The sequence below is a fragment of the Paenibacillus sp. 7541 genome (genome assembly GCF_002276395.1).
GTDB classification, from domain to species: domain Bacteria; phylum Bacillota; class Bacilli; order Paenibacillales; family Paenibacillaceae; genus Paenibacillus_AQ; species Paenibacillus_AQ campinasensis.
The window spans coordinates 72,773-87,168 of the sequence record NZ_NQLZ01000007.1; the positions used below are offsets into that span (position 1 = coordinate 72,773).

7 protein-coding genes are annotated in these 14,396 nt (G+C 54.9%); 2 read left to right on the forward strand and 5 right to left on the reverse strand.

The genetic code is table 11. The features are described from left to right. Positions 1-132: 132 nt before the first annotated feature. Positions 133-807 carry a pectate lyase gene (locus CHH75_RS05285; RefSeq protein ID WP_095265478.1) on the reverse strand — a complete coding sequence of 225 codons (675 nt, stop codon included), beginning with the start codon at positions 805-807 and terminating at the stop codon, positions 133-135. A 417-nt stretch (positions 808-1,224) separates the two neighbouring features. On the opposite strand from CHH75_RS05285, the gene CHH75_RS05290 reads away from it, so the two are divergent. Further along, positions 1,225-1,707: a PH domain-containing protein gene (locus CHH75_RS05290; protein ID WP_095397628.1), complete on the forward strand. Its 483-nt coding sequence runs from the start codon at positions 1,225-1,227 to the stop codon at positions 1,705-1,707. Then, the gene (locus CHH75_RS05295) at positions 1,700-3,391 is read left to right on the forward strand and encodes a PH domain-containing protein (RefSeq protein ID WP_095265480.1); all 1,692 of its coding nucleotides are present in this window, start codon (positions 1,700-1,702) and stop codon (positions 3,389-3,391) included. Before CHH75_RS05290 ends, CHH75_RS05295 begins: the two co-directional genes overlap by 8 nt. 80 nt (positions 3,392-3,471) lie before the next feature. On the opposite strand, the gene CHH75_RS05300 is transcribed toward CHH75_RS05295, so the two are convergent. From CHH75_RS05300 to CHH75_RS05315, 4 genes are all read right to left on the reverse strand, one after another. Further along, complete coding sequence (locus CHH75_RS05300) at positions 3,472-4,119, reverse strand: TVP38/TMEM64 family protein (RefSeq protein WP_095397629.1); 648 nt, start codon at positions 4,117-4,119, stop codon at positions 3,472-3,474. A gap of 280 nt (positions 4,120-4,399) precedes the next feature. Next, positions 4,400-5,410, reverse strand: a complete 1,011-nt coding sequence (locus CHH75_RS05305) for a Gfo/Idh/MocA family protein (RefSeq protein ID WP_095397690.1) — start codon at positions 5,408-5,410, stop codon at positions 4,400-4,402. Positions 5,411-5,705: 295 nt separating this feature from the next. Then, entirely contained in the window at positions 5,706-7,811 is a 2,106-nt protein-coding gene (locus tag CHH75_RS05310) for an RICIN domain-containing protein (protein ID WP_095265482.1), read from the reverse strand. A 360-nt stretch (positions 7,812-8,171) separates the two neighbouring features. Further along, a complete protein-coding gene (locus CHH75_RS05315; protein ID WP_095397630.1) occupies positions 8,172-14,288 on the reverse strand; it encodes a phosphodiester glycosidase family protein in 6,117 nt (2,038 codons plus the stop codon). Positions 14,289-14,396 lie beyond the last annotated feature (108 nt).

Below are 14,396 nucleotides of genomic sequence, written 5' to 3' on the forward strand. Positions count from 1 at the left end.
CCTGCCGCGTGTTCCCGGCATAACGCTTCCTGAGAGCATATGAAGCTGGCCAGACCCAAAAAGCCGCCAAAGGCTGAAAACCAGCCCTTGGCGGCTCCTTCTTGTGTCCTCGTCTACCCCTGAGGCTTAGGCTTAATACTGCGTATTTCCGGATGCGGTGGTATTGCCTGATTTAAAGCCTTTGAACAATGTTGGCACGTTAGAATAGCGGGTATTCACAATTCGTCCTGTGCTTGTGCTGCTGTCCGTTCTCAGGATCGCATCCTTCACTCTGGAAATGTTGCAGTTTTCCACGTTCATCACCACTTTGTAGGTGGTGCCTCCGTTCTGCCGAACCAGCTTCCCGATGTCATCGGCCCTGAAGTTGCGAATGTTGATCGTCCCCGCTGCATTGATTTGGAACACCTTGTCATACGCCTTGTAGGCTGCCCCGCCCGAGATGTTCACCGTTCCGGAGGATTTAAGTGTCAGCGCATCCTCACCAACATCCTCCCAGATGACATTTGTAATCGTACAATCCCCGTAGCAGTGCACCCCGTCAGCGGCAGGAGCGCCAATCACTACATTTTTCAGGCTTGCCCCAGCCTCCAGACGAAAGATCGGCTTCTGATTCTCCGCCTGCGATCCGTCCCCCAATGTATTCGGATTAGCCACATAGGTCTGCCCTTTTCCGTCAAACGTCTGACCGGCAGGCACACGAATCGTTTCATGAACGACCGTCGGCGCCGCCTCCGCAACCTGAGGCTCGAGACCGTACAGAGACAACGTCAGCGCTGCAGACAAAATCAAACCGAGCAACTTCTTCATAATCCATCCATCCTTTCGTTATGGTGATGATTCGTACGGTTCTCCACCAGCCCCTTCCTAGTTAAAGCGGATATCATAGCGATGTGCACCTCGTATGAATCCGTTCTCATATTAGCAAAATAATTCCATAACAGGAATAATCATTATATCAGAATAAGAAATGGTCGCGATAAACAAACCTTCTCTGCATAAAACTGCGAAAATCATCCGTTCAATTACAGTCGATATCCGATCTGTTCATCATCGGCTTGCGGTTGTTAAGGAAAACGTTAGGGAATGTTCACCCTGATGTAATCAGGGTTTGATATGATATGGATATCGCTTATGAACAGGAGAGATGAAACCAACCGGCTGTGCAGGGCGTATCAATCTTTAATGTTACCTGGCAGGCAGTCTAATCACCAAGGAGGAACCCCTATGCATCATCGACTGGAACACATGAATCGCTGTCACCCGGATTATGTCACCACTTCACGCATCGCAGGCCTGATCGGAGAAGGTGTGATCATGCTGGCAGCCGTCGCTTATTTGATTATCGCTTCCCGGATCGGCTGGACGCTGATTCCTGGATGGATTGTGCTTGGAATATCACTGCCCAGCCTCTGGTTCACCTGGTATATCCCTTCGTTCACATACAAGCATTTTGGATTCATGGTTACAGATGAACAGCTGGAACTTCGCTCAGGATGGCTCTGGCTATCGGATACGCTTGTTCCGATGACACGCATTCAGCATGTGGAGCTGGAAAGCGGCCCCCTGCTACGCAAGTACGGTCTTGCCAAAATTAAAGTTGTTACGGCTGCAACGACCCATGTCATCGAAGCGCTGAAGTTGGAGGAAGCGGAAGCGCTGAAGAAGCGGATAGGGGAACTGGCGAAAGTGGTGGAGCACGATGAATAAACCGGCTCACCTGCACAAGCTGTACATCCTGTTCCCGCTCGTCAGCATCTTCAAATCGCTGGCCCCGGCCTGGATTCTGATTGGCATCCAGCTGCTTCGCGGACGGCCGCTTGAGCAGCTGCCATGGAACTGGATTGCCATCGGCGTGCTGGCTGTCGTTCTGCTCGCCATCGTCTTTGGCTATTTCCAGTGGAAGCGATTTACGTACCAGTTGGAGGATTCCAGAATGGTGATCCGAAGAGGCGTGCTATTCCGCGATGAACGGTCGCTGTATACCGGAAGAATCCACTCGATGAATATTGAGCAGCCGCTGCTGCAGCGCATGCTTGGCATCATGCAGGTGAGGATCGAAACGCCCGGCAAGAAGGATGACGGAAGCGTCCTCCCGGCCGTATCGGGTCATGCCGCGGAGTTGCTCCAGAAGTGGCTTCGCGAGCGAACCCAGACCGGGAGCACCGGACTGGCCGGAGCGCATTACAAGACCAAGAGTGAGGACCAGACGGAGGATGACACCGATCCAGCCGCCGTTTCCATGCCGGCTTCATCGTCTGGCCCCGTACCACATGCAGATGCCGGCATTCCGGCGGGAAGTGCTGTACAACCGGATGTGGGCCCCGACTCGGGCCAGCAGAGTAACGCGGCGTCCGATCAGATCAGTCCGGGAGAGCTATCAGGGTCGTCCTCGCAGTCACATGACCAGGAAGTGTCCCGGCATACTCTGATGCAGCTCTCTAACGGAAAACTGCTGACAGCCGCCCTGACCTCCCCCAATCTGTCGCTGGCGGTGGCTTTCATCGGCGGTCTGATCTCCTTCGCTGACAATCTGCTGCCGGACTGGATGTATGACACCCTCCTGCAATCTGCCGGAGGCCTGTCCTATGGCAGCTGGATAATAGTTATCATCTTTGCCCTGACACTGACATGGCTGTTGTCGGGTCTACTGTACACCCTGAAATATGCGGGGTTTACCGTGGAGCAGATCGAAAGGCAAATTGCCGTCAGCTGCGGCTTGCTAGAGAAAAAAAGAGTGCTGTTCTCCCCTGAGCGCGTGCTGGCTGTTACGGTAAAGGAAGGGGTCATCCGCCGCTGGTTCGGCTATGCCGAAGTCCGATTGCATGTGCTGACTTCAAGCGAGGACAAGACTTTCATGCTGCATCCCTTGCTTAAGAAAGATGAGATTCCTGCACTTCTGGGGAACGTCGTCCCTCAGTTCGAGGCACATCCGATCACCGCTTCTCCCCCTCGGAGAGCACTGTGGATGTACCTCGTATGGAAGCTTGTTGCTGCTTCAGCTGCCATTGCGGCCAGTCTGTCCTATTTCGGCCTTCCGGGCCTATGGAGCCTGCTGCTTCTGCCGCTTGCCGTTCTGTGGGGAATGCTCGCACATCGGGATGCCGGCATGAATCTGACGGGCAAGCAGCTGACGATCCGCAGCCGGTTTATCGCCCTGTCAACCCGCTATATGCGCCGCCCGCATATCGTGTCGCTCAAAGCATCCGCATCCCGCATGCAGCGGCGGAAGGCTCTTCTATCGATGAAGGTTAACATGTTCTCCAGTGAAGCCAGCGAAAGCCTGCGGGGAATGGACCAGCAGCACATCGAAGCGGTATGGCGCTGGTACGAACCCGGCAGCCATGCCAGAAGATCGTCCGCGGAGCTGCAAGAGAAGAGCATTACAGAATGACGGCATCCACCTGCCAGCCGGAATCAGGAGCATTTTTACATGGATTGGCTATAGCATTTATCGTGTTACTTATGAATTCGTTAAGACGTCCGCTCTGGCTCAACTTTGGCTCGTGCCTGTGGACCGAAACCGGCAAGCTTGTAGATCCACAGTGTCACGCCAAGAAATACAGCGTAAATGCCTACGGTCAGGATAATGTTCGACGGATTGGTCATCAGATTGTCTCCCACGAGCACAAACAGCAGCATCGCCGGAATTTTCCCAAGGGACGAGGCTACACTGTAGGACAGGAACGACATTGTGCTTAACGCTGCGTACACATTAATGAAGATCGAAGGAATGACCGGGATTAATCGGGAGAACAGAATCGCCAGGAATGCGTTGCGCTCGAACATGGCTGTCACTCTGCCCAGACGATGCTGGCCATGCAGGAGACGGCTCCCCCATTCCGCATACCCATACCTGACCCATGCAAACATCAGAATCGAGGCCATCGCGGAGCCCGCCCAGGTGACAACTCCGCCAGCCATCGGCCCTAGCGCCGCTCCGATCACCCCTCCCACCACCGGGTAGGGGATGACGGGAAACAATGCCATGACCGTAGCCATCAAGGTAACGAGCACGAGGTTATCCGCAGACTGCAGCCACTGCAAAATGTCACTTCCATAAACATAGATCAGGCAGCCAATGGCAATATAGGCCGCTGCCATCCCTACTTTCTTCAGCATATATACACGCTCCGGTTATCAAGTTAACCCCATTGTAGCATGGACCAGGATGGTGGACAAAAAGTCTACGTGCCCAGGGAGTATGCTCGAGTATTTGATCCGGCAGGATGGCCCAAGCCTAAAAAGCAAAGAAAAAAGAGCCTTAGAAGTGAACGCTCCCCTGGGCTAGGTATATCTAACCCAGGAAAACTTTCAAAAGCTCTGGCTCTTTGCAGCTCTCTGGCAATCAATCACAACGGCGACAGTTGTCAGCGGTAGGGGCCGTAGATATGCTCCTGAACTAAATGGCTGTTTCCTGCGATTCCGAAGGGTATTTCAGTCCCCACGGCTCGCGAATCCGGTCAAGCAGCTTCATAATCGCAAGCGACTCGTCCAGCGGAATGATATCACTTTCAAGGCGGCCTTCAAGAAGACACTTGCCAACCTCATAGGCTTCAAAGGCGTAGCCTTTTTCCTTCCGGTCATCCTTAAAGTGAACGGGCTCTTCTCCCTGGACATGAAGCGAAGCCGAAGTGGCATTGAGGAAGGACGGGATGTGGATATAGCCTTCTGTGCCAAAAATATACGCCTCATTGGTAAGCCCAAGCCGGATCGCTCCGTTGAGCGACGCAGACTTGCCGCCTTCATAGGTGAGAAGGACGGAGAACTGCTCATCCACGCCTGTCTCCCCGATATGAGCGGTGCTGTGGATCTGCTCCGGCTCGGCCCCAAAGATCATCGAAGCAAACGATACCGGGTAGATCCCGGCATCCAGCAGCGCGCCTCCGCCCAGCTCCAGATTCAGCAACCGGCCTTCGGGGTTCCAGCCGCTCCGGAAGCCGAAATCGGCTTTCACCAAGCGCGCCTCTCCAATGCGGCCGTCCTTCAGCCATTCCCGCACCTGGCGGATCGGAGGCAGGAAGCGTGTCCACATCGCTTCCATCAGGAACAGCTTGTCCTTCCGGGCAGCCTTGATTAACTCTTCCAGCTCCGCTCCATTGATGGTGAACGGCTTCTCGCACAGGACAGCCTTGCCTGCACGCAGGCTCAGCAGGACGTTATCCCGGTGCAGCGGATGCGGGGTCGCAATATAGACGGCATCCACATCCTGATCCTGTACCAGTTCCTCATAGCTTCCATACGCACGGGGTACGCTGAATTTTGCCGCAAATGCTCCAGCGCTATCCGATGTACGCGAACCGACGGCCAACAGCTCCGCATTGTCTGTGTAGGCCAGGTCAGCGGCAAATTGCTCCGCAATCCAGCCTGTCCCCATAATGCCCCAACGAATCTTGCCCGAATTGTTCAATATTGTCTCCTCCTCCACGGTTCTCGTTCTGCTTGTTATTGTTTGTCTCCAAAGAGCGGATGCAGGTTCGGGGTCCCCATTGTTGTAAGCGATTCCCGAAAACGGCGTGCAAGACCGGACGCTGCCCCGTCTATTAACGATGTCGATCCATGATGTCTTGATTCATTATATCGTATTTTCGAGATTCTAACGCATCATAATGGAACTTCTAATAAAACTTTAAGCGCACACCGGTTAATAGAAAACCCCATGGCAAGGCCCCCAGCACATGAACTGCGCTGGGGGCCTTGTCAGATGTTTATTTCGAGCCCCAGATCGACTCGTTATTGCTTCCGATCAGCGAGAAGGTCATAACCTCGTTATGGCTGGAGAGCTCATTCTTCTGCTTGAAGAACACCCCCTTGTATGTCACACCATTAATGACCATGGTGCAATAATAAGTGCCCGGCGTGTGAGACCATGTTCCCCTTACATCGCCCGTGATGGTGCCGTTCGCATTTAAAGTGACGCTGCGGGTAGGCAGCATGCCCACCCCGGATGTTGAGGCATCCAGTCCCATATTGATGAATTGATACGTTCCGGCCATTTCGTTCATGCTGTAACCCGTCTCCGAGATGCGGCTTCCCAGAAACTCATACACCGCCGTGACAGGCCAGTTATCCTCATTCAGGAATTGCTGATGCACCCGTACCTCGTGCATTTCCGTTCCATTGTTGAATCGGGTATGGTAAACCAGATACCGCGCGCCATCTGTATCAATCAGCGCCGAGTTATGACCTCCCGACTTATAACCTAGCGGAATGCCCGAGAGATTGTAATTGCCGAACAATTTAATCCCGTAATTCGCTTGATTGATGGAAGCGGAAGGATACACGGCCTGATTGCCTGCCGCGTCTGTATACGGACCGTCAATTGTTCTAGAGCTGTATAGACGGATGTGATAACCGCCTTGGTTCGCCAGACCGCCGTATGTGATATACAGATAGTAATAGCCTGTGTCCTCATCATAGACGATATAAGGGGCCTCCCCGGTTTTGCCGTAACCGCCGGCGATACGTTTGCCGAAGTAACGATCTGTGTTGCCGCTGTCTGTTCCCGGATAATATGGTCTGCCTGTTTCGGGATCAAGCTCCAGCATATAGATGCCGCCAGACCAAGACCCGTAGCTCATCCAGAGCCTGCCGGAAGTATCGTAGGTCAGAGCGGGATCGATGGCGTTAGGGAACAGCGTATTGTTATAACCGCCGTTGTTATTGAACCAGCCGCTGCGGACTCCCGATAAGGTACCGTTGTCGATCAGATCCGGGATGTTGGTATTCTGAACCCAAATATCCACGGTTTTCGTCCCGAGCGGCGACGTGGTCGTAATCGGGTTGCTTGTGCGTGTGAAACCGGAATAAACGATGGTATCGATATATTCATATGGACCTGTGATGGACTTGGATACGCCAAATCCGATCGCGGAACGGATATAGGTTGACGATGTGCTGTAATACAGCATATAAGCTCCTCTGGAGCCATCGGCCCATACATAAGATGGATTATAGGTCACATCAGGCGCCCATACCGCGTGGCCTCCCGAGCTGTCCTGATCATTATAACCTGCCCACGCAAACGATGGCGCAAGTGCCGAGGTCAGAGCCGCACCCGTGCTTCTGGCTGCATTGCCCGTGCCTCCCGCCTTGATCAGCTTCCATCTTTGCATGTCTCCGCCCCAATAGTTCCACTGCTGGACATTGGCGCCCGCAGCTGTGCTTCCATCCGCGACGTCCAGTGCAGAAGCATAGTTGGAGGCCTTGGTCAGAAAAGAAACCGTTCCATCCTCGTTCTGCTGGATTCGGAACAGCTGCATAGGGCCGCCCCAGTATGTCCATTGCTCAATATTGGTGCCATCGGCAGGGGAGCCGCTGTTCACATCAATGCTGCTCTGGTAGGAAGAGTTAGCTGTCAGAATATAATAGTCTCCGTTGCTGTGATGCACAATTCTGAACTTCTGGGCATCGGAGCCGTTATACGGCCATTGTCGGATGTTTGTTCCGTCGGCTGCCACCCCGTCGGCAACATCCAGGTACAATCCGCTGTTCTTATTCTTGATATAATAATAGCCTTCATAGGTGGATGGCGCATACAGGGTGCGATTAGTGTAGCCCTGGGTTCCGACAGGCGACCAGTTTCTCAGATCCGTACTGCTCGCCTGGGCCAGGTGGGAACCGAAAACATAATATCTGTTCGTTGAAGAATCGTAGTATACGGATGGATCATGGACCGTTACTCTCGTCGTATTAGAGGTGGTTGATGAGCTTGCGGCACCCCATGCACCTTCACTGCTTACACTGACCGCAAGAAATATAAATACTAGAGCCAGAATGCTCAGCTTGCTCCACAGATTGTGAATCAGATGCATGATCGAACACTCCCTTCATCATGAAATCTAATATGCTTAGTCTCTCGAAATCCTGTTTCCTTCGGAATCATGCTTTGGCTAGGTCGCAGGCGTCCCTGTATTCATTGTTAAGCGCTTTCAAATCTGGGGTTAAGCTGACATCACTGCAATAGAGACAATAACCACCTCATTACATCCATTATTTTTATATTTATGCAAAAATAGTTTTATGTGTATATCATACACTGGACAACATGTCGAAGTAAGGTGAATTTTGAAGCTGCACATTCCACAGATCAACAAAAAAAGGCCTCTTCTTTCGATCATGTGAACGACCGGAAGAAGAGGCTTCGGACATGTGTGATATTCCAAAATAATAGTTTAATTCATAGTCTCTACTTTCAGCTCATAGAGCAGGTTGTAAATCACCTGGGCACTTTCCGCCCTTGTCATCAGACCGGACGGCTCGAAGCGGCTTGCGCCCCGACCCTGGACAAGGCCAAGTGCATAGGCCTGCTCGATGGACTCCTGCGCCCATGCCGGTGAGGATGCAATGTCGCTGAATGGTACGTTTGCGGTACCGGCCGCCTCGCGTTGTCCAGCTGCGTAAGTGAAGCTTCGAACCAGCATGACGGCCATTTCCTGGCGTGTGATGGAAGCATCCGGCGCAAAGCGGTCTGCCGTTACGCCCTGGATGATGCCTGCTTGCACAGCAGCGGCCACCGCATCCGCGTACCATTTGTCACCCGGCACGTCGGCAAACGATGACGTTTCGCCGGCCTGCAGCTCAAGCAGACGCACCAGCATGGCTGTGAATTCCGCACGGGTTACGGTCCGGGCCGGGGAGAAGTGTTCCATGCTTACACCCTGAACCAGCTGTCTAGCGGCCAAGTCGCCGATGACATCCGCTGCCCAGTGCGAAGAAGGCACATCGGCGAAGTCTTTGGAATAATCGAGCAAGCCATACGTACCGGATTCCTTGATGTTCGCCCTCATAAGCCCTTGCTCATTCACGCCGCCTGCATATTTCAGCTGACCGTCGTCCATTAGCTGATACAGACCGATGCGTCTGCCCGCTTCACTCTGCAGAGGCAATCCGATCGTTAACCTCTCATCAAACCCGGACAGATTCAAGGCGTTCCCCGCCTCATCCACCCATGCAAGGCGAAGATCCAGCAGTTCTCCCACGGGATTAAGTGCTGCCCGCGTGAGCGATGCGGCAGCCGCCAATCGCTGCATCCGCTCCGCCGAAGACAGCGGCTCGAGGGACAGCCGGATCATCCCCTGATCCGATTGCCCGGCTGGCGCAAGCTGAGCCAGCTGACGCAGCAGTTCAGGCGGTAAGGTAATGTACGCATTGCTTGCCTCAATCCGGATCATGCCGTCGCCTATAAGGTCGGCAGCATTGCCCGGGAGTGTCAATTCGCTGATCGCGCCGTCAATGACCAGTCTCGCCTCCCCGTTCACCAGCCTGGAAGTTACATCGTCCGCCGTCAGCGTAAGGCTGCCGGAAGGCAGTGGTCCCGGCGGCGTGACCGGCGGTGTCTCTGGCGGGGCAACTGGCGGTTGTACCGGCGGCTGTACCGGTGGTGCAACCGGCGGCGCTGGCGGCGGATTCGGCGCCGGCACACCCGGTGTATCGCCACGCAGGCGGACCCTGAGCTCATACTCGGCATGGAACAGATCATAAGTGGCGCGAATGACCGTCACGCCTTCTGCAAGCGCATGGACGACACCGGTGTCACTGACGGAAGCGATGTCCGGCCTGCTGCTTGCATATACGACGCCTTCCGTCAACCGGATGCGCGTACCGTCGGTATACACAGCCTCGGTCACCGTCACATCCGTATCACCTACCTGCAGCTCTCTTTTGCCTTGAAGCTCCACATGCTGTACGGTCCCCTCCGGCAGTCGGTCGACCTTCACATGAACATCGGCATACACGCCCGGAGCCGAGACGCTGGTCGCTCTAACCACCGCATCACCGAGCCCCAAGGCTGTAACGATCCCGTCAGCGGACACCTCGATCACCTGCTCCGGCTCCGAGCTGTAAACCGACCATACGACGCTCGCATCAGCTCTCTCCGGCCGAACTGTCGCTTTCAGCGCCTGACTTTCTCCCACGGCCAGCGTCAGTTGATCCGGTACAACTTCGATTCGCTCCGGCACAGGAACGTTATCGTTCTTCGTCAGCGTAAACTCGTCCACGATGCGGCCGTGGATCGTCTTGGCCACATAGCGAAGCTCATCGCCTACAATCTCAATCGATGCATACATCTGGGTCTGCTCTTCATCCACGACCTCATGCCATCCTCTTTCCGTGTGAGAATAGAACTTCGGCCCGGTTGAACCGGCAACGACATACGTCGTGCCTTTGCCGTCTGGAGAAATCTGCTTGTTCTTCATCGGATAAGACCGGACATAGATGTGATCATGACCGTTCAGCACCAGGTCCACCCCATGCGCCTCCAATACCGGCGCCCACAGCTCGCGAACCTCGGCCGTATCATAGATGCTGCCGTATGGCCCGCGGTGGAACATAGCGATTGTCCAAGGCTTATCATTATGAGCCAGATCCCGCTCCAGCCAATCCTTCTGATCCTCCAGCTTGTATTCACTGTTCAGCACGACGAAATGCATATTGTTGTAATCGAACGAGAAATTCGTGCCCTTAAGGTGATCCAATCCGTTGCCAGGCTGGTTGAAGTGCGCGAGGAAATCACCGTTCTCCTTCGTGCCCATCACCTCATGATTGCCGATGGCCGATACCAGCGTCGTGTTCATCAGATGCCCTTGAGCCGCGCCGAACCAATGGTTCCACTGCTCCTCCAGGAAGCCTTTGTCCACCATATCGCCGGCATGAACCATAAACTCCGCATCCGAATGCTCCTGAACAGCCTTGTCCACTGTATGGCCCCAAAGCTTGAATTCATTGGCCGTCGCTGCCTGGGAATCGGCAAAATACAAAAACTTCGTCCGCTCCCCATCGCCGTCGGCGGTCTTGAACGTGCCTTCACCGCTGTAATGACCTTGGCCATCTCCGACACGGTACACATATTCCGTCCCTGGCGCAAGGCCGGCGGCCGTCGCCTTATGGACACGAACCGTGCCCAGATCCAGCGTATGATACAGCTCGCTGCTGCCATCAAACCGCTGTACATTCGGCGCATCAAAGCTTGTAAATGCCGAACGCTCAGCCAGCTCGACCACCGTCCCGGTCGTTCCCGGATCGGTATGCCAGACAAACATTCTGGACTCGGCCGGATCTTCGCCCATGCCGACGCTGATGTTCGACGGAACCGGACTGCCCGCCAATGGCGAAACGGTGAATTCCGCGGCCTGGCTGTAGTGCTGGTCCTTGACAGCCTGAACGCTGTAGGTTCTCACATTCGCCGTGAGGACACGGGTGCTGAGTATGCCCAGCCCATCCGTGAGTCCGATTTCCGCTCCGTCAGCGAGAATCGCCGCCCCTTCGACTGGCATCCCTTGCTTGTCCTCTACCTTGAACTCCGTCTCATAGCCTTCCACGATGCCGTCCGCATTCCAGCTAAGCACATAGGCGGTCTCAATCCTGGAATGCAGCGGCAGGCCATAGAATGAAAACTCGGTGCTGCCTGTATCGACAAAAGATACCGCCCCCGATGTTAGTCGGATTGTGCTCGTGCCGGCCGCATCCCGTTTGACATCATAGCGGATCTGCCCGATCAGGTCCTGATCGTCTAACGATGCGGTATCGATGTCCTTCCAGCTCACCTTCACCACACCGGTTGTGCTGTTGATATCCGCCTGCACCTGCGATGTGCTCAGTTTCCCTCCCGGAATCAGCTCCAGGTTCTCCACCTTCGACATATCGAATGCGAACTCGACCTGTCCGCTGCGGATGTGCGATGTCCGCACGCCGCCGATATCAACCGTATACGTCCCTCCGGCATACACGGTATCCGGCGTGTCGTAGACTACCCGGGCTGCACCCGTGTCGACTGTAAAATGCCATTCTTCGCTTGTCTGATTGCCCGACATATCGCGCACCATCACCTTGACCTGGTGCACCCCGTCCGCCAGCGGGGTTCCGGGCGTGTAATGAATGCGCCCTTCCGGCGGATAGAGCGTATGCGGCACCAGGCTTCCATCCAGGTACAAGCGGATTTTGTCCGGATCAATCAAGGTGGTTCCCGGATTCTTCACGGGATCATATCCCTTGTCCTCCGCATACACCGTGATCGTCGGCGTATTATTGGCGATCACCTCTCCGTCCGCAGGAGAGAAATCGCGCAGCACCGGCGGATCGATATCATCATTGGCCGGGCCGTACAATGCGCGAATTTCATCCACATAGATAACCCCTGCATCCTTTTTCTCCGCTTGGGTCTCCATGTACCGGACCGGCATATCCATCGTGAGCGGAAGCTCTCTGCCCTTCGGCACCGTCGCCTCAAGGTATCTCCAGCCCGTAAAATCAACACCCGTCGTCTGATTGGTGAAATCCAGCGGGATGGCGCCTTTACTGTCACGCAGCTGCGCACGCAGCCAGTGCCGGTTGCCATCGCCATACACCCACATGCTGATTTTCTCCGGGTAACCCGGAATCTGCAAACTGTCATCCAAGGTTTTCGTATGAAGATACGCACCGGAGGTTCCCGTCATTCCTGTAAAATCGTACTCCAGCTTAAGCGAGCCGTTGCCGGAACGGACGTAGGTATCCTCTGTTTCGATAGAGACACGCGTCGATTTAACCTGCGCACCGGAGCTCGGCCTGTAGCGGTCCAGCCCGTTCTCGAAGTCCTCCAACATGACCGGAGGCAGGCCAACATTGACCTCAATCGAAGTTTCAGCCTGACCATATTTCACATAGATTCTGCCGGTCACGCCCTGCTCGTCCGTTGCCGTAAACGTTCCGCTGGCATCAATGATGCCGATATCCCCCTCAGTCCGCCACTCGAATCGGCTGTTATCCGCCTGGACGACCTGTCCGTTTCGCAGCGCCGTAACACTTAGCGTCTCCGTGGAGCCTGAGGCGAATGTCTTGACCGTATCGGCAAAAGACAGCTCGGTCAGCTCATCCACGACCTCGACACGCGCACTGCCGCTTAGCCCCCCGGATTGCACCTTAATGTCCGCAGCTCCCGCTGCGTTTCCGGCTCTGAACAAGCCGCCGCCATCCACGCTGCCCACAGATGAGTCCACGCTCCATACAGGCGTTCCCGTCATCTCTGCCGGATGGAGATTGGCATCCACAGCGGCAGCTTGGAAGCTGACCGTTGAGCCTGTCAGCACTCTTTCCAATGCCGGCGTCACCACAAGCTTGTCGGCTGCGCCTTCAGGCGCTTTATTCACCAGCAGAATGCCGTTTGCCGTCTTGCGCTCACCGCCATCAGAAGGAGAATTAAGCACGGTTCGCTCCTTCGCCCCCGGCAGTCTCGCAACGAAGGTCGAAGAGCCGCCGCCATCCAGGTTAATGGCATTGACGACCCCAAGCTCCTGCAGAATCTCCCCGAGCTGGACGTAGTTCACCCCTTCACTGAAGCCCGGCTGACGCCCGTCGATTTCGAACATGACGATCGAGCCATCCGCCTTCGTGCCAATCGCTGTTCGCGGATGGATGGCCGGATCGGCATGCTGCTGCACAACCCCGTCCTTCACAAGCTGAACATTGCCTCCGACAGCCATCGTGACATCCTTCCATTCCCCTTGCAGCTCGAAGCTTGCTGTAACCTCATCCCCGACCTGGAGCCCGTCCAGCTTGCTTCGATGCTGGCCTGACGCGGACAACACCACCTGATTGGCCCCGAGCGGGGAATTGCCCTTGTTATGATGGATGGAGACCACTTTCATGGTCAGCGTCTCCCCGCTAGCCACTCTTCCATTCACAACGTCCAGCACCACTTCATCCCCAAGATCATTGGTCATGGTAGACGTGTGGAACTTGTCCGTATATAGAACCAGCTCCTCATTCCCGCGCATCCGGTTGATGGAGGAGAGCGCGCTTGTCATGCCGTTGATGGTGACGCTCCGGCTGAGCGTCGGCGTTCCGAACAGGCTTGTGCCGTCCTCCTTGATGCCGAATGCCACTCTGCTTCCCTGCGGGCTGTTCAGAATCTCTCCCTCTCCCATGAACAGACCGAGCGGAATCCCGGTCGACATATCATAGAAGTCCGCATTCACCGCGGCGATGACCCGATTCCCTTCCCGGTCGACATCGGCCGCCATTTTGCTGACTCCCTCCATACCATATACCTTGCCGTTCGTCATGCCCGGTTGAAGCTCCAGGCTTCCCTGGGACGGCTGAAATTCCACCATATGAATCTTCTGTTCACCGCTGCCTTTCCTCATATTCATCCAGGTGTAGACCGCACCGGGTCCGATCTCCATCCGGCGGGTATCCACAACAGAGGAGCCCTGGGTTGCAGCAGCAGCTTGTCCGACTGGAAGCAGCAATGACAGAACCATCACCCCGCTTAACAGCGATGACAGCATCCTCTTGCTCCTCACGAAATTCATAAATTCCCTCCTTCCAATAATAAAAAGCCCTACCCGGGCAGTATAACGATAACCTGTAAATTCCATCTCCCTTCTTTGTTAATCAATGGTTAATTCTTTCATTCTCCA

Coding starts and splice junctions, on each gene's coding strand:
- CHH75_RS05285 (WP_095265478.1), bottom strand. CDS start 807: ATGAAGAAGTTGCTCGGTTTGATTTTGTCTGCAGCGCTGACGTTGTCT.
- CHH75_RS05290 (WP_095397628.1), top strand. CDS start 1,225: ATGCATCATCGACTGGAACACATGAATCGCTGTCACCCGGATTATGTC.
- CHH75_RS05295 (WP_095265480.1), top strand. CDS start 1,700: ATGAATAAACCGGCTCACCTGCACAAGCTGTACATCCTGTTCCCGCTC.
- CHH75_RS05300 (WP_095397629.1), bottom strand. CDS start 4,119: ATGCTGAAGAAAGTAGGGATGGCAGCGGCCTATATTGCCATTGGCTGC.
- CHH75_RS05310 (WP_095265482.1), bottom strand. CDS start 7,811: ATGCATCTGATTCACAATCTGTGGAGCAAGCTGAGCATTCTGGCTCTA.
- CHH75_RS05315 (WP_095397630.1), bottom strand. CDS start 14,288: ATGAATTTCGTGAGGAGCAAGAGGATGCTGTCATCGCTGTTAAGCGGG.